Source organism: Pseudoalteromonas tunicata, from assembly GCF_002310815.1.
In the GTDB taxonomy this organism is placed as follows: domain Bacteria; phylum Pseudomonadota; class Gammaproteobacteria; order Enterobacterales; family Alteromonadaceae; genus Pseudoalteromonas; species Pseudoalteromonas tunicata.
On record NZ_CP011033.1, the window covers coordinates 339,114 to 358,844 of the forward strand.

General features: G+C 40.2%; 13 protein-coding genes and 3 pseudogenes. 10 read left to right on the plus strand and 6 right to left on the minus strand.

What is annotated here, in order from left to right; genetic code table 11:
- Positions 1–15: 15 nt before the first annotated feature.
- From PTUN_RS19105 to PTUN_RS19135, 7 genes and pseudogenes are all read left to right on the plus strand, one after another.
- Positions 16–924, plus strand: a complete 909-nt coding sequence (locus tag PTUN_RS19105; RefSeq protein ID WP_009837088.1) for a GGDEF domain-containing protein — start codon at positions 16–18, stop codon at positions 922–924.
- Positions 924–1,940, plus strand: a complete 1,017-nt coding sequence (locus PTUN_RS19110) for a helix-turn-helix domain-containing protein (RefSeq protein ID WP_009837087.1) — start codon at positions 924–926, stop codon at positions 1,938–1,940. The genes PTUN_RS19105 and PTUN_RS19110 overlap by 1 nt, the downstream gene beginning before the upstream one ends.
- Before the next feature lie 125 nt (positions 1,941–2,065).
- On the plus strand, positions 2,066–2,515 hold the full coding sequence (locus PTUN_RS19115; protein ID WP_050760013.1) for a hypothetical protein: 450 nt from the start codon (positions 2,066–2,068) through the stop codon (positions 2,513–2,515).
- Positions 2,516–2,848: 333 nt separating this feature from the next.
- Entirely contained in the window at positions 2,849–3,559 is a 711-nt protein-coding gene (locus PTUN_RS19120) for a DUF4397 domain-containing protein (protein ID WP_009837085.1), read from the plus strand.
- 397 nt (positions 3,560–3,956) lie between these two features.
- A complete protein-coding gene (locus PTUN_RS19125; protein ID WP_232284972.1) occupies positions 3,957–8,069 on the plus strand; it encodes a collagenase in 4,113 nt (1,370 codons plus the stop codon).
- A 687-nt stretch (positions 8,070–8,756) separates the two neighbouring features.
- Positions 8,757–9,035 (plus strand): annotated as a pseudogene (locus PTUN_RS22035) (transposase); the annotation flags it as partial.
- Between the two features lie 341 nt (positions 9,036–9,376).
- Complete coding sequence (locus PTUN_RS19135) at positions 9,377–10,693, plus strand: hypothetical protein (RefSeq protein WP_009837081.1); 1,317 nt, start codon at positions 9,377–9,379, stop codon at positions 10,691–10,693.
- A 39-nt stretch (positions 10,694–10,732) separates the two neighbouring features.
- Here the strand turns inward: PTUN_RS19135 and PTUN_RS19140 are convergent.
- Positions 10,733–11,682, minus strand: a pseudogene (locus PTUN_RS19140) (IS110-like element ISPtu2 family transposase).
- A gap of 639 nt (positions 11,683–12,321) precedes the next feature.
- Here PTUN_RS19140 and PTUN_RS22675 point away from each other — a divergent pair.
- Positions 12,322–12,540 (plus strand): DUF7661 family protein, encoded by a 219-nt coding sequence (locus PTUN_RS22675; RefSeq protein ID WP_009837079.1) that lies wholly within the window; start codon positions 12,322–12,324, stop codon positions 12,538–12,540.
- Positions 12,541–12,842: 302 nt separating this feature from the next.
- On the opposite strand, the gene PTUN_RS19150 is transcribed toward PTUN_RS22675, so the two are convergent.
- The 3 genes and pseudogenes from PTUN_RS19150 to PTUN_RS19155 form a co-directional block, all read right to left on the minus strand.
- Entirely contained in the window at positions 12,843–13,766 is a 924-nt protein-coding gene (locus PTUN_RS19150; protein ID WP_009837078.1) for a hypothetical protein, read from the minus strand.
- 355 nt (positions 13,767–14,121) lie between these two features.
- Positions 14,122–14,238: pseudogene (locus PTUN_RS21880) on the minus strand (IS110 family transposase); the annotation flags it as partial.
- 427 nt (positions 14,239–14,665) lie between these two features.
- On the minus strand, positions 14,666–15,685 hold the full coding sequence (locus tag PTUN_RS19155) for an IS110 family RNA-guided transposase (protein WP_096035273.1): 1,020 nt from the start codon (positions 15,683–15,685) through the stop codon (positions 14,666–14,668).
- A gap of 474 nt (positions 15,686–16,159) precedes the next feature.
- Here PTUN_RS19155 and PTUN_RS22530 point away from each other — a divergent pair, with 474 nt between their 5' ends.
- Both PTUN_RS22530 and PTUN_RS22535 read left to right on the plus strand, forming a co-directional pair.
- Complete coding sequence (locus PTUN_RS22530) at positions 16,160–16,303, plus strand: hypothetical protein (protein ID WP_332306583.1); 144 nt, start codon at positions 16,160–16,162, stop codon at positions 16,301–16,303.
- A gap of 119 nt (positions 16,304–16,422) precedes the next feature.
- On the plus strand, positions 16,423–16,857 hold the full coding sequence (locus PTUN_RS22535; protein ID WP_332468341.1) for a hypothetical protein: 435 nt from the start codon (positions 16,423–16,425) through the stop codon (positions 16,855–16,857).
- A gap of 487 nt (positions 16,858–17,344) precedes the next feature.
- Here PTUN_RS22535 and PTUN_RS19170 read toward each other — a convergent pair whose 3' ends face one another.
- Both PTUN_RS19170 and PTUN_RS19175 read right to left on the minus strand, forming a co-directional pair.
- Positions 17,345–18,502 carry a nuclear transport factor 2 family protein gene (locus tag PTUN_RS19170; protein WP_198138421.1) on the minus strand — a complete coding sequence of 386 codons (1,158 nt, stop codon included), beginning with the start codon at positions 18,500–18,502 and terminating at the stop codon, positions 17,345–17,347.
- Positions 18,503–18,591: 89 nt separating this feature from the next.
- Positions 18,592–19,647: an AraC family transcriptional regulator gene (locus PTUN_RS19175; RefSeq protein ID WP_083781241.1), complete on the minus strand. Its 1,056-nt coding sequence runs from the start codon at positions 19,645–19,647 to the stop codon at positions 18,592–18,594.
- Positions 19,648–19,731 lie beyond the last annotated feature (84 nt).

Consider the following 19,731-nt stretch of genomic DNA (forward strand, 5'->3'; position numbering starts at 1 on the left):
TTTTTTGGATTGAATATGAATAGCCGATTTGCGCTACTACACCGGCCTTTATTTGTGATTATGGCGCTTTGTATCAGCGTTACATTATCACTCACCTCTTATTTAGGGGTGGCCAAGCCGTTTTCGAGTTTCGATTGGATTGATGTGCTCGGTGAAGGGGGCATGACACTTGTGACCTTATTTTGGTTATTGGCGACTTTATTTAGTCGTTTAAAAGGCCGAGTGACTAATTTGTTATTTATTGGTTTGTTGGCAATGCATTTGTCGATGCTACTGGATTTACTCGATGAGTTTTGGACTTATCCGAATAGTGGTTGGATCACGACCTTTGAATCAATACCTGCGACTTTAGGTATGATGGTAATGAGCGTGGCGCTTTATCATTGGCATCATGAGCAAATTAGCATTAATGATAAATTACAACAGCGAGAGCGGTTTTATCGCGACCATAGCTTGACAGATTTTGTGACTGGTTTATACAGCGCAGCATATATGAAACAGCAGCTTAACCGGGAAGTGCAGTTAAGTGAGCAACATGCTCAGCCATTTAGCTTGTTAATGTTTGATTTGAAAAAGTTTGATCAATTAAATAACCAATATGGCACACGTCACGCCGATGATATATTACGCCAAGTGGCAGAATGCATGCAGCTCAATTGCCGGCCAACAGATTTGATTTGTCGCTTTGCCAGTGATCGATTTATTGTCTTTTTACCTGCAACCCCCGCATGTACAGCAACTGTGATGATGCATCATTTACAGTGCAGTTTAACTCATACCCGGTTTAAAACACCAAATGAGACTCAGTTATCAGCTTATTGTAGCCATGTAACGTGGCAAGAAGGTCACACTGGCGAGCAACTGATTGAGCAATTGTGCCAGCAATTAGCGGTGCAAAAACTGCCTAACAGTGTTGCAGCTTGATGCGCTATTTTGAGCAACAGCAAAAATTATTCAGTAGTCAGCAATTTGCGGCCCAATTGATTGATATTGCTATGTCCCGTGGGGTGCATGTTGATAAGTTGCTTAAAGGCACTCAACTGTTTTATCAAGATATTATTAAGCGCGATGTATTGATAAGCATCAACCAGCTGGATCAGCTTATTCACAATAGTTTAAAGTATATTCCAGGTGATGATGTCAGCTTTTTATATGGGCGACATGTTAACTTGGCCCCTCATGGTTTATTGCCTCAAGCGTTAAATCATTGCCAAAATTTTGCATCGCAGCTGCGCTTGAGCCAGTGTTTTCAATTTCAGCTCTGTCCTATGTTATTTTTTCAGCCGAGAGATCAACAAGATCAGCGACATTTGATCATTAATTTTGCATTAGGGCAACCCAAGCAACAAGGGCTGCGTTTTTGGTGCGAATTTTTAGCCTCGTCACTGATCGCCAATTTTAAGCGCCAGTTAGGTTATACACCTGCTATTACAATTAAGTTTCCTTATCCAGAGCCTGATTATTTAGAGCAATATCAAACGCATCTTGCTGTTTTGTGTGAGTTTGATTTTCCATTTTTTATGATTTCAGTGCCAAAATCTTTGTTAACCATGCCTTTTATTAATACTAGTTTAACGCAAAAGCGTTTTGCTTTAGCGCAACTTGGAAAATTGAAATCGGCTCGGCTGGTGGGTTTGATCCAATATATTGTGCAATTGCTTGAGCATCAAAGTCAGCTTGGACTTGAAGAGGTCGCTGAGCAATTGTGCATCAGCCCTGCCACATTGAAGCGAAAGTTAAAGCAGCATGGTTGTCAATTTAGCGAGCTTAAAGATCAGGTTCGACAGCAAAAAGCTATTTTTGCCATGTTAGAGCAAGGTTATTCCAACGAAAAAGTCGCTTTTGCATTGCAGTTTTCCGATTTAACTAATTTTAGACGTACCTTTAAGCGTTGGACGGGCATGACGCCAAGCCAATTGCGCAACCAGTTTGGCTGCTAACAATTAGATAATGTCTTTTGGGTGTTGGCTCTTTTTTATTTGAAATTATCACAAGCTAACATAGTTTGTTAAAATGCAGCCCGCTCAATATGGGCGATGATAATGAGTATAAAAGGCAAAGTGGCATGACAAAGTTTGATCAACAGCAACTCGATAATGAAAATCAGCAAGCTCGCTTGGATATTCGCAGTGATAGCGCCATTCAAAATTTGCTTGCACGCATGCCAAAAGAGGTGCAAGACAGTTTTACTGAATCGCAACTGTCGCACTTGCGGGTTGCTTTAGGGGCACGCAGTTGGGGCAATCATAAAGTTGATGTGCGCAGTACGTTTAAGCTATTTAAATATCGTTATTATTATGTATTTGTTGCAGGGCGAAATCGTCGGGAGCTGAGCCGCAAAGAAAAACAATTTGCCCTTATGATGCAGGCCATGATGGTAACCACATTTTTAACGTTTAGTGCCTTATTTGGCATTTTTGTGCTGTATATCATCAAATCTGCACTGGGCATTGATATTTTCCCTCACTTTTCATTTGGGATCTGGAGCTGGTTTAAAGAGACGTTTTTGGCTTAGTTGTATTTAGCTCAACTAACAAATAAAAACCCACAGCGGGGTGTGACGATCAGCGGTTTTTATTGGTTTTGTATTATTCATCTGAGTTTTGGCTAAGGGTTTACCAACATATTGAATTAAAAGTAAATACCTAGTTTATTTATCTCTAGCCAGAGAAAATTGAGTCCGAACGTTGATAAAACGCTGTTAACGTTGAAAATAGCCGCTTGGGGTCGAGTTATTATTGAGCATTGGGCTTAATTACATTTTTCTATCATCTGATTACAAATGGCAGCAACTTGTTGAAATTTTCACTGGTACGCTCAATGCATAATTTCTCAATGATGCAATCAAATGAAAATCCAAGTTTTAGTTCTTATTGTTGTGTGTGCGTTACTCAGTGCCTGTGATGAGCAAAATGCACAAGCCAATGTGCGTGCACTGAATTTAGTCAGTAACGAAGCGGTGATCCGTTGGCATGACGATAACAATAATAAAAAAGTGCAGTTAACCTACAATGGCAATTCGCTGCTTTACGGCCAAAGCAGCGATAGGTTTGTCCTTACAAATCAAAAAGCACAAAGTAATACTTATCGCTTTGATGTCAAAGATTATGTATCTAAGCCAATCGTCGATACCACCCATTTTGTATTTGGCGAAAATGAGTCTTACTATTTATTTGCTTATGGTGACTCTACAAGTAATGGCGAGCAAAAAGCGCAGCTCGGTGCGGTGTATTTATATAAAGATGCCATTGGGCCCGATAACTATCGTTTTAATATCATCCATACTTATTTTCCATTGATGACGGATTTAGATGTGTATTTGAATGGTAAGCTTATTAAAGAAAATCTTAAATATGGTCACGATTCAGGATTTTTTACCGTTTCAACGGACAAAAATGAACTGCTGATTGTAAAAGCCAATTATCCAAGCACAGGGCCTAACCCAATTTTGCGTACCACCTTATCGGCGCAAAATGACAAATTACAACTGGTATTTATTGCACCTAAGGAATTTGATCAAGCTTACTTTTCGGCCAAAGCCTTTGTTGTAACAGACTAACTTAGGTCGTTTTGAGGTTAAAATATTTTGATTTCCAGTCTCAAGTAATGCCTTGAAGGGCGTTATTCAGGCCAAGTTGCGTTGCAACTTGGCCTTTTTTATGTCGATTTTAATCTTAGTGAATAGCCTATTGGCGTATTTTGAGCTTTAAGTTACCGCAAATGGTACTTTGCTGAAAATAGTTGGTATCAACAATTCAAATCTTATTGAATATTGTATACATTTTAATGTATAACGTTTGTATCTCAAATGATAATTAAATGTAAACAATATTTGGGGTAGGTAATGGATTTGAGAGGGACTGCCAAATTGAGGACATACCTCAGGCAGTGAAGGACTTAACCAGCATGGTGCAGTGTTAATTAAACCCTTGGAAACTTTAACAAAGTTGATGAATATGATACTAACAACCAGAAAATCATTCCTCGCCAGTGCCATTTTTGTGTCGCTGAACATAGGGGCTGTGAATGCCGCTCAGTTATGTGGTGAAAAAACACTGCCTCGTCAGGGCGAGGTGCCAGCCAATCAAACACAGTGTATTACCGACTACGGTCATTATTTTTATGTCACCGTGCCTTATGACAATAGTGATGTCACGATTGCTACCAGTGGCGGTACGTTTACCGGATCGGATGCAACCATTATTTTATATGATGGTGATGGCTGGAGTGGTGATGAGCAACTTCGCAGTGCCAATGCCGGTACCAATGATGAAACAATCAGTTTTGTCTCTCATGCGGGTAAACGTCATTTCGCCATCAACGGTAACATTGCACAAACCTCACTGTTAGTGACAATCAGTGGTGGCGATGTGCCACCGCCGATGGGCGATTATATTGTGTTTGATACTAATATTAATGCTACGATCACTAGCCCAGCTATTAGCTCAAAAAGTCAATATGGCGCGATTATTCCCACTATTTTGACTGCGGTGTATGCCGACTTTAAAGGCCTTGCTAGTGCTGCGAATGATCCGCTGAGCGATGTTACTAACGCAGTTCATTATTTGGCGAGCGCCGATAACATTAGCGATCCTGATTTAAACCAGTTGTTGTATTTTTTAGGCTCCTATAAATTTCATGCCTCAGCAATGACCGCTGATGAAGCGCAAGCGCTTAGTAATGCTTTTATTGCTGTTGCCAAAATGAGCGACTTTTTAACCGACAAAGGCGGCGTCATTCAAGAAGGGTTTGCCAAAGCGCTGAATAACTTTGAGCGTGGTGCAGGGGCAAAGCATTATCAAGATTTACTGCCTCATGCCTTAGCTGCACTTCAGTACCACTCATTACAACGTAATCCGTTTGCTGCAAACAATGCAGGTGATGCGACCATGGCACTGCTCAGTGCGCTGGGCTCTGCAGCCTATTATGGTGATGCCGCAACTAAAACAGCATTTAATAATCGTATGCTCGATGTGCTCTCGGTATTGCGATCGTTTGCCCATTTAGGTGAAACTGCGGTTGATTTACGCTGGACTACCGAAGCGGATCGCAAATGGATTGTGCCTCATAGCTTTATTGCACTGGGTAAAATTGCCAGCATTGCAAGCGATGAAGCCAAAGCGCGATTTGATAGCACAGTACGCGAAGCGCAAACTACGCTACAAAACTCACTCAGCCTTGAAACTATTGAAACCATTACTACAAAAAATTATCTCGAGTCTGCTGGGCGCCAGTGTGCCGAGGGCGATGCATTGTTTGGCCATTGTATTGTGCCGCCCAAAGAAAGCGATATTTTAACAGTGAGCCATCAGTGCAACGAGTTTATAACTATTCGTGCGCAAAGCAGCATTAGCCAAGCGACATTGGCGCAATCGTGCACTGATATGGCGACACAAGAATCTATCTTTCATAGTTTTTTTAATACTCAAGGCAGCCCAGTAACAGGGGATAAAAATGCGCATCTTGAAGTCATCGCCTTTGCCAGCCCAGACGAATATAAGAAATATGCGCCAGAGTTTTATGGCATCGATACCGATAATGGTGGCATGTATTTAGAAGGCACACCCGAAAACGAAGGCAATCAAGCACGATTTATTGCTATGCAATGCCCAGATGATTGGGTTGGTGGTTCGTGCCAATATGAAGACCAAATTTATAACTTGCGCCATGAGTATGTGCATTACTTGGATGGCCGTTATATCAAAACGGGTTCATTTGGTTATTTTGATTACAACGTCTCTTGGTCTGAAGGGATGGCCGAATACATGGCTAATGGGGATGACCACCCACGCACACTTGCTTCGTTAAAAGGCCAAGTGATCCCACCTTTATATAATTTGTTATTTATGGCGTATGGTTACGACGAGTTGTATCCGTGGAGTTACTTCGCTATGCGTTACCTTGCAGAGGAGCATAATGACGACATTCATTTACTCACCGCAGCAATGCGCGCAGGTAATCAAGCCAATTATGTCAGCATGCTAAAAGCGGTAGCAGAGCGCACGCAGGCAGGCTTTGAAGCATTTGTTTTGGCTAATTCCCAAGCAGTGGCAGCGAAGGCTGAAACCCTACCTGCGCCCGATAGTATTGGTAGCTGTGATTTAGCGCAGCAATATGTACGCAAAGTTGATGCGGCCAAGACCAACTTTAGTATTAGCAATACCACCAATACGCCTATTTCACTGTTTTGGTTAAACAATAATACTGGGAAAGCGAATTTTGCTAAAAACTATAAAACCCTTAATCAGGGCGACAGTTATATCGGCACTAACTGGAGCGAAGCAGATCGATTAATGCTGACAGATGGTAATTTAAATTGTATTGGTATAGCGGTGATGGGGTCGCAAAACAATACTTTTACCGTTGATGAAAATTTAGTGAAGGATGTGGTGCCAGAAACGCTCCCTGCGCAAGATCAAATGGGTAGTTGCGCGCTTGTGCAACCGCATGTGATTAAAGACACTTCCCACGGCTTTAGCATTACCAATACTAGTGACACTGCGGTGCGTTTATTTCGGATCGATAATTTGACCGGCAAACCTATGTATGCCAGTGCAGCAACAGGGTTTGATTTTGGCTACGGCACATTAGCTCAAGGCGAAACCTACAGCTCAGATATTTGGTATGGCAATCGCCGTATTATGGTGACCGATGCGCGCTTAAACTGCTTAAGTGTCGGTGTGCTTAACAATGAAACTGCAAACTTTACGATTGATCAAAACATGGTCGCCACTGCAGAGCCGGCGGAAATCATTCCAGCAGCCAATACGTTAGGTAGTTGTGACTTGATGCAAAAGCACTTAACGGGCCCATTTGAAGCCGATTTTGCTTTTATCAATACCAGTGATACAGCGGTGCGTGTTTACCGAGTTGATAATGAAACTGGAGAACTCAGTGAAAGCTTTGGTTTTAAAACTTTAAACAAAGGAGATACTTACGATAGTGCAACCAGCTGGAAATGGTTTGGTAATCGTCGCGCCGCAGTCACCACAGAAACAGGTCAATGTTTAGCTGTGGCGGTGATGAGTGAAGAAAATAGCGTTAATCGTTATGAGATCAGTAACGAGATTGTTGGCGGCACTTCGCCACTTGATAGTGATGGCGATGGTGTAATTGATGCGCAAGATGCTTTTCCGTTTGATCCAACTGAAACAAAAGACAGTGATGGTGACGGCGTTGGTGATAATGGCGATGCCTTCCCATTTGATGCCAGCGAAAGCAAAGACAGTGATGGTGACGGTTATGGCGATAACAGCGACGCCTTTCCAAATGATGCGTCAGAATGGCTCGACTCAGATGGCGATGGTCAAGGTGACAACAGTGATCCATATCCAAATGACCCAGACAATGGCGGCGGCACAGTGAGCAATTGTGGCCAAGCAACGATTAGCTCAGGTCGTTTAACTTTGGGCGATACTGAGTGTGTCACAGGTGGTCGCGGGTCATTTTATGTCTGGATTGAAAACGACAATACTGGCTTAGTCATTACGACAGCGGGTGGCGAAGGCGATGTAGGCATTTATTTTAATGCTGATACCTGGGCGACACAAAGTAATGCACAAGCGCAGTCGGGTGGCAGCGGCACGACGAAAACATTGGCAGTCATCGCTAATCGTGGTTGGCGTTATATCAGCCTTGATACCAGCGGCCAGTACCAAGGGGTCAGTTTGACTGTCACTGAAGGTCAGGCTGACGGCGGTAATAATGGCGGCGGAACTGAGCCTCCGGTCGATTCAGCCATCAGCAATGCGTGTGCCTCACAAAGCCTATTTACCTATGGCGCTGTTGAGTCGGGTAAAGCAATTTGTACGGGCCAAGGTCATAACAGTTACTATATTTATTTTACTGGTAACGAAAGTGAAGTGACCATTCAAACGGCGCATGGAGCAGGCGAAGTGAAATTGTACTCAGATGTGAATTGGGCAAATGCCAATCAATATCAGCATAAGTCAACCACCGCAGGCACCACGGTACAAAGTATTACAGTCAATAATCCGAGTGTTGGCTGGTATTACATCACCGCCGATACCACAGGCAGTAATGTTGCATTGCAAGTGGATGTAAAATAGCCCTATTTTACAATTAACCTTTAGACCTTGGCGTGCTAAAACACGCCGCACATTTTCCTATGTAACAATGCAAAGCAGCACAGCCCCAGTGCTGCTTTTTTTGTAGGTACAAACTTGCTTGCCAAGGCGAGCGAAGCTGGGCAGCCCTTAGGCATTTCAATTGTATTCGCTCATCATTTATTCAATTAAACTTGTAATGCGCTGTAATATTAGAAAAATTAGTCACTTGCTAGAATTACGGCGTTTGCAAGGTTTGCCCCCGACTGGGCTCTAGTAACCAATATTAAAGGATTAAGCTTAGAACCATCAACGGATTACGTGATGTAGTGAAGTGCTATTGATAAGCGAGCAGGACTCTTTTTTGTTCTTTTTCTTTTTGCTCTACCTGTACTTTATTTAAAGTAAAGAATCATAGAGTAAAGAGCTAAAGTCCAAATATACAAGAGCGCACAGGCTGTGCGACCGTTTAGGACGAATGTTGGAGCTAATGGCTAAGGATGGCTTTTTTACCTTTAATAGTTGGGGCAATTTGCTCGAGTTCCTGCCGTGCATTATTCATCAAATCTATTTTTTCAGGTTTGATTTAAGGGGTAATTTGTTGGCATCGGCGTGAGCTTTGGGTTTTGCGTAGGTGCAAGCCTGCTTGCGAAGCTTGCCCGCTTTTGTGTGTCGGGCTTTGCCCGAGGCTCTTGGGATGAATTTTTACGGGGATACTTACAGCATGTATTACCCAAAGGGTTTATGCGCATTCGCCACTATGAATTTTTAGCCAATGCATGTCGAAAACGAACACTCGCACTAATAAGAGCACACGCGCCACAGACAGATAAACCGCTGAAACCAAAGACAGCAAAAGAAACACAGCTACCTCATTGGCCGTGCCAAAAATGTAAAACAGGCACACTGCGATTTATTGGCATCGTCACTATTGATGAAGTGATGAATAAAGGAGAGCGAACGAGCTAGCGGCCACGCTTGCTTCGTTAAATCAGAGGGTTAACCTGTTTAAGTATTCAGGTAAGGTGACGCTGTGCCCAGGAAAAATAAGATTGCCTCAGCGCTAAAAATTAGGTGTAATGGGGACGTAAAAATGGCTGAGTCATGCAGGGAAGGCTAAGAAAACACCGTTAATCCGATAAAGTAAGCGTGATGTAGCCTACATCACGAAAAGCAAATTCCCATAGCATAAACAATACCCACTCAAACACCGAGCAGGTAGCGCCTCAGTCCAACAAGCGATTATGCAACACAAACAGCGTGTCGCATAAATACTAAATTGTTAGCTGCCATTCATAGTAAAGGTGTACATGAAAGAATTTGAATTGGAATCATTGGCTGAAAAAATTCACTTTGGCAAAACTAAGAGTTATTTCTCTGAAGTTATAAATTCATATCAAAACAAATGTTACCGATCTTCAGTAGTGATGCTGTGGTCAGTGTCTATTTGCGATCTGGTTTATAAACTTCAAGTTTTAGTAGACCAATATGACGATAAAGTGGCAAAAAATATTTTAGACAATGTAAAAAGCTCTCAACAAGCAGACCCGAAGTCTGCTAGTTGGGAGCTTCAAATATTGGATGACGTTTTCAATAAAACCAATCTGATTGATAGCTCTGAATATGAAAACTTACGTTATTTGCAAAAGCAACGTCACTTATCTGCACACCCTGTATTGAAAGAAAATCTCGAACTCTACACTCCTAATAAAGAAACTGTCAGGTCTCTAATTAGAAATACTTTGGAAGGGGTTTTGATAAAGCCACCTTTCTACACACAAAAAGTGACTCAAGAGTTTCTAGAAGATCTAGATGAAGCAAAAGACGCATTAAATTCTTTTAAAAAGTTAAAGAAATATATTGAAAGCCGTTATTTGGATAGGCTTTCACCTGATTTAGAAATGGCACTTTTTAAGACGCTTTGGAAGTTAACTTTTAAGCTTGATGATGAAAAGTGTGCTGAGAATAGGTTTGTTAACTTAAAAGCCATGCGTGTAATCGCTGACAGAAATAAAGGATTACTTACAGACACAGTGGCTAGTGAACCAGATTACTTCAATAATATATCTCCAAGTGGAACGCCAATTGAAGCGTTAACGTTTTTTTTATCTCTGTATCCTGAAGTTTATCCAGTCCTAGCCGAGGACTCTAAATTAAAAATCCAACATGCGGTTGAAACTACAGATGTTGGTAAAATCTGTGGTTGGTTCATAAATGGTGATCTTGAAAATCATTTTGAAAACATAGTTAAGTGGATTGAGGGTGATGATCATCCTAAGTTTAGTGACAATCAATGGGAGTATCTTCTAGACCTGTCAGATTCTGATGAGTGGGAGCAATGCTATTGTAAAATGGTAGCTTCTTATTATTGTGCTAGTAGGAGCTTTGACACTGCAGACTTAAGGTTCTCGCAAGTGATTTTACCTAATTTGAAGCTTTTCAATGTTGCTAGTGCGATTTATCTACTTGAGAAGATAGAACCTAATAACCAAGTTTGGGCGCGGGGTCGAGCTTACAGAGATCACCCTAAGGTTCGTAGCCATTTTGATAAGGTGCTAGGGACTGATTTTGACTACAGCCCTTACCGAAGATTTGACGAGTCTTCAAAAGAAGAAGTCGATGAGTAGTTGGCAGTTAACAAGAGACTATGGCGTCAATAGCTAATTTTAAACTTTTGGCGCTTTCCACATTACCCCGTCTCTGAGCATCGAATTTAAGATCACAATCATCTTCCTGACACACGCAATAAGCGCTACTTTTTTCGGTTTCCCAGCAGCAACTAATCGCTGATAAGTTGATTTAAAAACAGGATTTGATTGGATGGCTGACATCATCGCCATGTATAAAACGGTGCGTACTTGATGTCGGCCACCCTGAATTTTGCGCAGCCCTTTATAGCGGCCACTTTCGCGATTCATAGGTGCAACGCCAACCAATGCACCGGCTTCTTTATTCGACATATAGCCAAGCTCAGGTAAGTTACTGATGATGGAGGCAGCGGCAATTTTACCAATGCCTTTCATGCTTTGTAGGATCGTGTTTTTGGCTGAATATTCAGGGCATGATTCAATGAGTTTTAGAATTTTATTTTCAATTTTTTCAATCTGATTTTTAAAGGCCGTTAAAATAGGTTTGATGGTTGAAATCAGCTCTTTTGGTAAAATTTGCAGGCGGTTTTTTTCCATCGTTTGCATGACTAACAGCTGATTTCTTCTGGCAACCAAATCACTCATAGTCTGCATAATGTCAGGCTTTAGGGTGGAGAGTGTGGGTTTAATTGCTTCGCCATAATGTGCAATTAACTGTGCATCCAGCTTATCGGTTTTAGCGCGTTGACCAATGGCACCAGCAAAGCGTTTTATGTGTATTGGGTTGGCAATGACAAAAGGTAAATTGGCCTTTGCACATGCAATAATAAAGGGCATTTCAAGGCGGCCAGTGGCTTCAATAATGATGCGGTTTGGAGAGTGAATTTTGATTTTTTAATTGCCTCAGCAATCCCTTTTTCATCGTTCTTAACGGTGAAATAGATATCAAGAGGGCGAATATAAATATCGAGTTGAAATTTGCCGGTATCGACACCGACATTAATGTTTTGATTAGTATTTGTTTTCATAATAAGCTAACTCTTGCTTGCATAATGCGGGTTCGAGACCCAGTAGACTATTCGAGTGTGATGCTTGGAGTCTTTTGTGGCGTTCATTCTTGTTATCGGTCTCTCAACAGAGGATCCATCGCTCAATCGAACTACCACAAAAGAGAGCTTTAGTTGCAGCTAAAGCCTGGGTCTCACATTACCCGAACTCGGTTTAAAAGAATAATTTGATGGGTTTATTATCCATACAAGTCGTTTAAAAGGACAAAAAACAGTTGGCTTTTGCTCCTTCGTCGCTAATTTTAGCCAACTATTTTATTGCCTCTTAACGAGGCGTTGAGGCTGTAGAATTACTAATTTGGTCAAGTTTTTAGGTGATTTAAGGGGTCTCAAATGCATTGCTTAGTACGAGATAATCGCTTAGAAAGCGATACAGGAGGTCAAAAAAATGGCCAAATTTATAAAAATAGAAATTCTACAGTCTCGTTGAGGCTGTAGAATTACTCATTTGGTCAAGTTTTTAGGTGCTTTAAGGGGTCTCAAATGCATTGCTTAGTACGAGATTATCGCTTAGAAAGCGATACAGGAGGTCAAAAAAATGGCCAAATTTATAAAAATAGAAATTCTACAGCCTCGTTATGTGTCTAGGAGATTTCGGTTGTGATTATCAAGTTCAATGTATTTGGCAAACAAATGTCCGTTCTTAAAAAAAATGAAGAATGGCAACTATTTAATGAATCAGATACAGGTATTCGTTCACGAGTCTACGACGTTGTTATCCCATCTGATTTAGAGTCTACTGAACTTGGAACATACCTCGATGATATATATCATGAATATTCATCTGAAAAGCATCCAAATGTTATAGAACTAGGTTAGAGTAATAGCCACATAACAAGCATTTAAACAGGGACAAATAACAGTTGGCTGTCGTTCGTTCCTCACTATTTTAGCCAACAATTATTTACCCATTAAATGGGCGTTGAGGCTGTAGAATTACTCATTTGGTCAAGTTTTTAGGTGATTTAAGGGGTCTCAAATGCATTGCTTAGTACGAGATTGTCGCTTAGAAAGCGATACAGGAGGTCAAAAAAATGGCCAAATTTATAAAAATAGAAATTCTACAGCCTCGTTATGTGTATTGAGCTTGACTCTATGCATTGTCCAAAATGCAAGAACAGTTATTTGTTAAAATACTGCTTCTTTAGTTCGTGAACCACCTGTGTACTTACCCAATAAATATTCGATGCTCCGCTAGGTTCATTGTAACGGCCAAAGAATAAAAACTTACCATCAGGCGTAATTCTAGCAACCGATTCTGTGTGCTGCGTGTTAACGGCTGGGCCTAGGTTAATAGGCTTTGACCATGAGCCATTTTTTTCTTTAAAATAAACAAATATGTCATGGTCTTTTCTATCTTTGTTGTCTTTATTACGGGCATTCACCAATAAATAATCTTCATTTGGTGAAATAAACCCGTGAATACCGAATTCAATATCTATAGGCTTTGGTAGTTGAAATTCACCATTCTTATTTTTAGCATAATACATTTTACGCTCTGACATATTAGTAAAAATAAGGTCTCCATTTTGCCCTTGATTCATATCGGATAATCGCCCATTGTTGTAGGGTGATTCATACCTTTTGGCTTCACTAAATCCGCTTTTAGTGGGAGTTACATACCAGACTCCAGAATCTTTGGAATCTGGCTTTCGCCCTGTAAAGTATACTCTGTTTTCATTTAGGCTTGCATGGGGGGTTAATTCATATGTCATTTTACCTTTCGTAAAATTAGCTCTTTGGGGCTTTGTCCATTGGTTGTTTTCTACCTTTGAATAGTAAATTTGTGGGTCTGTATCAACGCCTTCGATAATCTCTAGCGTTGTAAAGTACATTTCTGTTAAATTTGTTGAAAATGAAACACCAAACTCATAACGCCCTTCGATTGAGACAGTACCAAGTGCAAAGGGTTCTGCTATTAAACCAGGTATTTCTTGGCCAAACCAAGGTCCCTTCAAATTAGGAAACGATACAGTTTCATTTGCATTGCTCACCATAGGGATAATGGCGATTAACATAAAGCACATTGACATTATTTTTTTCATGTTTGATCCTTAAATTACCAAAGAGAACTATTACTTACGCTATCTAAAAGGTGGCAGATTTAAGCTAAAGGATAGTAGCGTATAAACGGTGCAGATTATAAGCTTGTTAAACCTGTGTTAAATATACCATTCCAGTAAAATTATGCATTTAGGTAAATGTAACCTGATGTAAATTCTCAATTAAAATATTGGAAGTATACTTTTTTGTTCAATATAATAAGTGCGAAGGCGTTTTTGTTTTATAGTAAGAAGAGTTTTTTGAGCAGTTTATTTTTTGTGTCTTTATCACAAGTAAAAATAGTACGGGCTCGTGCCTTATACACATAACAAGAGACTATGGCGTCAATAGCTAATTTTAAACTTTTGGCGCTTCCCACATTACTCCGTCTCTGAGCATCGAATTTAAGATCACAATCATCTTCCTGACACACGCAATAAGCGCTACTTTTTTCGGTTTCCCAGCAGCAACTAATTAAAAAAATAAGACATATATGGACACGACCCACTTTGCAAGCATGAGCAGTTTTTATCTTGTAAAAAATACAAAATAAATCGTTTATTCTTTTTGTTCGTTAACATATGTTCATGTGGTTTTCTGATAAATAGATATTAAAAATATCAGCACTGACATATATACAGGCTCTGTTCTTTCCTCAGATTATCAAGAAAAGAGTGGCGGGAGTTGACTCCCGCCGGCCTCTGATGAATTCCGTACTTGAAATACCTTAACACCCACACGGATTTTAAACCCTTGTCTCAACCAGGTTATTTTCAAGCGGGAAAACCGTTTACTCATCAACATGTGTTAGCTAACAGTGGTGTGAACAACCCGTTACTATTTAGGTAATGGTTGAATAAGCAACCATTTATAAATAACGTTATGGTATGAAATCTTCATGTTAGGCCTTTATATGTTGGGGTTGGTACATCACATCTTTTTGCAACAAGTGCCAAACAATCCGTGCAAGTTTATGGGCAATGGCAACCACCGCTTTATTAAAACCACGTCGATGTGCGACCGATTCACCCCACACCTTGAGCGCATCGTTTTCATTTTTATAGCGATTAAGGACGGCTCTGGCGCCATGAATGAGTTGCTTGCGTAAATAACGATGGCCTCGCTTTGATATTTTGCCCATATAACTATGTGAACCTGATGCATATTGGCGAGGTGTTATTCCCAACCAAACAGCAAAATATTTTGCGCTTTTAAATGCTTGCCCTTTATCAATGCAGGCAATTAACGCGGAAGCGATGATGTAACCAACTCCTGGCACACTAAGCAGTATTTCTGCTTGTGGAAACTGGGTTAAGTTTTGTTTTAATTTGGCTTCGATTACTTTTAACTTGGCTTTAAGCCCTAAAAACTCTTCATGCAACATGGCAACCAGAGATTTTATATTTTCGCTCACGTGTGAGCTTGCCGCGACGATATGGGCCATGACAGAAAAGCAGCGCTCTCCTTGACTGAAAATAATCCCAAAGTCACTCAATAAACCATGTGCTTGGTTTGTTAATGCGGTTTTGTTTTTAATTAACCGTTCACGAATACGATGCAATGCCATGACTTCTTGTTGCGCTTCACTTTTTATCGGCACAAATCGAATGTTAGGTCGTTGACTTGCTTCAACAATGGCTAGAGCATCATTGCGGTCATTTTTATTCCCTCGAACAAAGGGCGTAACATGTTGAGCGGGGATTAGGCAGACAGTATGCCCTAATTGGGTTAATTCTCGACCCCAATAATGGGATGAATAACAGGCTTCCATCACCACTTGCGTGGGCGGTTGCTCTGCCATAAAAGCATAAAAATCACGCCTAGCTAATCGTTGATTAAAAACAGGTTTTAGATGTTGATTCACTCCACACGCTTGGAAAACAGATTTTGCTAAATCAATGCCAATAGTTCTACACTTCATGATGGATGCTCCTAGAATAACTGAGTTTCACTTCCAGTTTGGCGCATAGACGCCGTTTTGGGAGTGTCCATCTCATCATCCATAAATATCTCGTTGAAAAATCACAATAGTGGGTCTATTTTTTACTTAATCACTTCATGTTTTGGTGGCTACTTTTTGCAATAACAAAGGGGCACAAGCAAGACGGTCGTTAATTGATTTAGATTCCACTCCTTCTTTCCTTTAATAAATAAGCACTGCATCAGTCGTTGTGTTCGTAGGGCTTTTTTAGCGGGTTTTGATAAGTATTCCGGTCAAAATTTTGAACACAGACGGGCTTGGTTAGTTGAGCGATTTAAACGGCTATCGCAAGTGTTTGCCATTGATATTGCGGCCTATGCGGTGATGTCGAATCATTACCATTTGGTGCTTAGGGTCGATAGAAGTAGGGCATTAAACTGGTCAAAGGATGAAGTGATAGAGCGCTGGTATTAGTTGTATCACGGTACAATTTTGGTTGACCGCTACCGCAAGGGTGAGCAGCTTGATGAAGCCTATATGTACAGCGTTGATAAAACAGTAGAAGTGTGGCGCAACAGGCTTTACGACATCAGTTGGTACATGCGACTTTCGTTTTAAAATAAGTAAACGAGTTTATTGCCATAGAAGCCATTAAAGAAGATAACTGCACAGGCCGATTTTGGGAGGGACGCTTTAAATCTCAAGCGCTACTGGACGAGCAAGCTGTACTCAGTTGCATGATGTACGTCGATTTAAACCCAATCAGAGCCAAAATGGCGAAAAACCTGCAAGATAGCGACTTTACGTCAATTCAAGAGCGTATTAACCATTACAAAAAGCAGTCCACGTCAGAAAATACCAAGCTAGCTACATATCAACCAAAGCAACTGATGGCGTTTGGCAGTAACCAAAATAATCAAACTATTCCCTTTAAGTTATTAGATTATTTAGAACTTGCTGATTGGAGTGGTCGGCATTTTGACCCAAAAAAACGCGGAGCAATCAGTAAAGCTCAACCTAAAATACTGGTCGAATTGGGAATAGAAACCGCCGTGTGGCTTGAAGCTGTACAAAACTTCAGGCGACAATATAGTAACTTTGCAGGTCAACCCAGTGCCCTTCGACAATGTGCCCATCAACATCAACAAAGTTGGTATCGCGGGGTAGGTTAACTCGCACCTGTTAACCTGAATTAAAACAAACTAGGCACAGCCTAGTTTTATCATGCCTAAAAATCCGATATTTCATGTCTATTTATGAGCATCAGCGGTTTTGATGGTAAAAAGCCGCAATATAAATCCCTCTCAAGCAACATTCGTTCAATCCACCACACCCTTTGATATCGATTTTGTATTGATTTTTAATACAAATTATTTAAAATCAACGAGATATTTATGAGTGGCATGTATTTTGTATTTTTTGGCAGTTGTGATTATCGACAGTGCTTGGTGGCACGCTTTCGATACCGTCCAGTCATTTGATAAAGTGACGCTAATCAAGCAGCCACCGTAATCTCCATAGCTGAATCCTATTGAGCAGCCTAGACAACATCACCTCTTGAGCAAGGACTTTGTGTAATTACAGACCATTCGATTCTAACTCTTATAGCCCTTTAAAAGCCTGAAATAACGTCAGAAAAATTCACCTAACATATACATTTTACAACGTACCTAAACGTTTCATTTTGTTCATTTCGGCTACCATTGCCAAAGCAACCCCCTTCGACGATTGATAGTTTGTTCCCGTGATTAGTCTGCCGTCGATTTGCACATAAGGCTGGTTACGTTCACCGTAAAAGAACTTACCACCACGTTGTTTAATCGTTTCTTCAATGTCGAATGGAAATTGCTGATAATAGTTGGCGTCGGTCTTTTCAAATTCCGTCGGGTAACCACTTATTTTTCGTCCTGAAACTAAATATTTGCCATTACTAAGCTTTAAATTAACGATGCCAGCGGTGCCATGACATACAGAAGATACAATACCATGATTTTTCTCATATACCTGCATGGCAATAGCTTGAAGAGTTTTATTTTCTGCTACTTGATACATAGCATTGCCACCTCCGACATAATGCACCGCTAGATACTGGCTGGCATCAACTTGTTCGGGTGATAGCGTGTTTGCTAATAAATACATAAAATCTTGGTTATAGATGTATTGTTTGTGTTTTAAATCAGAAGTGTTGATATAAGCAAGAGGTAATTTACCACCTTGTGTACTAACTACATCTACCTGATAGCCCGAATCTATGAAAACTTCATAGGCTTCAACCAACTCTGAAAAACTAGTACCCGTAGGCAGTGTTGACTTACCGTGTTGATCGGCACTTGAAGCAATAAATAGCACTCTTTTATTCATCGCACTTTCTAGCTGAGCTTGCTTTTGTTGTGTATCTATTTGTGTCGCTGATTTACTAATAATCTGCCAGCCTTTTGCAAATCGTTTAAGTAAAAACTGATCAACATATTTTTTAACAGGCTTTGCGACGGTAATTAATGCGCGAGCAGTCGCTATATCACCATCAAGAGTAACCGATAGAATATAGCCTGAACGGGTAGTTTTGGAAGATTCAAACCAACGTGCAAATTCTTTTACTGAAACCTGCCAAAAAGGCTTCTTGGGGTGGCTAAGGATCAAGGAAGCTTCTGAATGAAATGCATCTTCAATTAGGCTGGGGTTACCTTTACTAGTGCCATCAATATATTGTTGAACTACCGCTTCAACCTCGAGCTGATCTTGTGTCTTATCATTCGCAAATGATGAAAATTGTACTACTAAAAGCAGTAACGCTAAGGCTTTATACATTATTTTCATTAAATTAAACTCTCTGTATGTAGATTGGAATTAATTTAACTTAAATAAAATAAAAACAATAAGCTAAGTTATATTTCAGTAGTCTGAAATTATAAATTCATAGTGCGAAATCGATTTGGTGTTAATCCTGTTTGCTGTTTAAACGCATTGTAAAATGTTGATGAAGCGCCAAAGCCACTTTGTTCAGCAATATCGTCAATACTTGCGTTAGGTTGCTCAAGCAAAAGTTTTTGAGCAAGCCCTACTCTTTGCCTATTGATGTATTGTTTAAAGTTCATTTGATAGTGTTCATTTAATAGCTGTGATAACACCGTGTGTGATGTACTCAAACGCTTTGCTAAACGAGGTAGAGTAAGCTGTGGATCAATGAAAACCTGCTCTTTATCCATAAGTTTTTCAAGCATTAATGAATATTGCCGTATTTGTGATTCGGTAAGTTTATTATTGGCATACTTGTCTACTTCTTCTGTTTTATTTTGTTTAAACTTAAGCATTACGAGTAATGACAAATAGAGAATCAGGGAGAAGCTTAATGCCCCGATAATGTATGAAGTATATGAAGCTGTAAAATAAGCAACCCAAATTAAAGTACTACCTACTAAAGTTGCAAAAGCTTTATCAGCAAAAAGCTTTTGCCATTGGCCTTTTAAGTCACGTATTTGAACTCTGTAAAAATAAAAGGCTAACAGCAAACACACTAGCCACAAATAACTGGAACCACGGTATATCCAATACTGCCATAAATCTACATAAGAGCTATAAGGAAATACAATCCCTACAATAACAATGGTTGAAATAAGCGTAATGAAAATCCATTTAACCGAAAAATACACTGCGTGAGCTTTAACCTGTTTGGAAATATATGCTACCAAACATGGCCCAATCAGAAAGCAGGCAGTAAGACCAAGCTGTAAAATGTTTTTATCTAGATCTGGTGCAAAATAAAACGCGACTGACTTTCCTATTCGCACACTTATCAACAACAACAGTATGGCAAACCAAGTATCTCCTGTATTTTTATTCCCCCAGATTAGCATCCATGAAGCTAAAACCACACCATTGAATACACCTAAAGTTGAAAAGAAAAATAATAAATAAGATGTAGCAGTCATAAAAACTAGAATCCTTTGCTCTACGTTAACCATTCTAAATCAGGATCTTACTACATTTGAGCTACTCAGTGTTTATTCCGATGATTAGTAAAAAAAATGATTTAGCTTAACGCCTAT

Bases quoted from the DNA above. Each gene is read 5' to 3' on its own strand.
- PTUN_RS19120 (WP_009837085.1), top strand. From the start codon at position 2,849: ATGAAAATCCAAGTTTTAGTTCTTATTGTTGTGTGTGCGTTACTCAGT.
- PTUN_RS22535 (WP_332468341.1), top strand. From the start codon at position 16,423: ATGATGTACGTCGATTTAAACCCAATCAGAGCCAAAATGGCGAAAAAC.
- PTUN_RS19135 (WP_009837081.1), top strand. From the start codon at position 9,377: ATGAAAGAATTTGAATTGGAATCATTGGCTGAAAAAATTCACTTTGGC.
- PTUN_RS19150 (WP_009837078.1), bottom strand. From the start codon at position 13,766: ATGAAAAAAATAATGTCAATGTGCTTTATGTTAATCGCCATTATCCCT.
- PTUN_RS19115 (WP_050760013.1), top strand. From the start codon at position 2,066: ATGACAAAGTTTGATCAACAGCAACTCGATAATGAAAATCAGCAAGCT.
- PTUN_RS19110 (WP_009837087.1), top strand. From the start codon at position 924: ATGCGCTATTTTGAGCAACAGCAAAAATTATTCAGTAGTCAGCAATTT.
- PTUN_RS19175 (WP_083781241.1), bottom strand. From the start codon at position 19,647: ATGGTTAACGTAGAGCAAAGGATTCTAGTTTTTATGACTGCTACATCT.
- PTUN_RS19155 (WP_096035273.1), bottom strand. From the start codon at position 15,685: ATGAAGTGTAGAACTATTGGCATTGATTTAGCAAAATCTGTTTTCCAA.
- PTUN_RS19125 (WP_232284972.1), top strand. From the start codon at position 3,957: ATGATACTAACAACCAGAAAATCATTCCTCGCCAGTGCCATTTTTGTG.
- PTUN_RS19105 (WP_009837088.1), top strand. From the start codon at position 16: ATGAATAGCCGATTTGCGCTACTACACCGGCCTTTATTTGTGATTATG.
- PTUN_RS19170 (WP_198138421.1), bottom strand. From the start codon at position 18,502: ATGAAAATAATGTATAAAGCCTTAGCGTTACTGCTTTTAGTAGTACAA.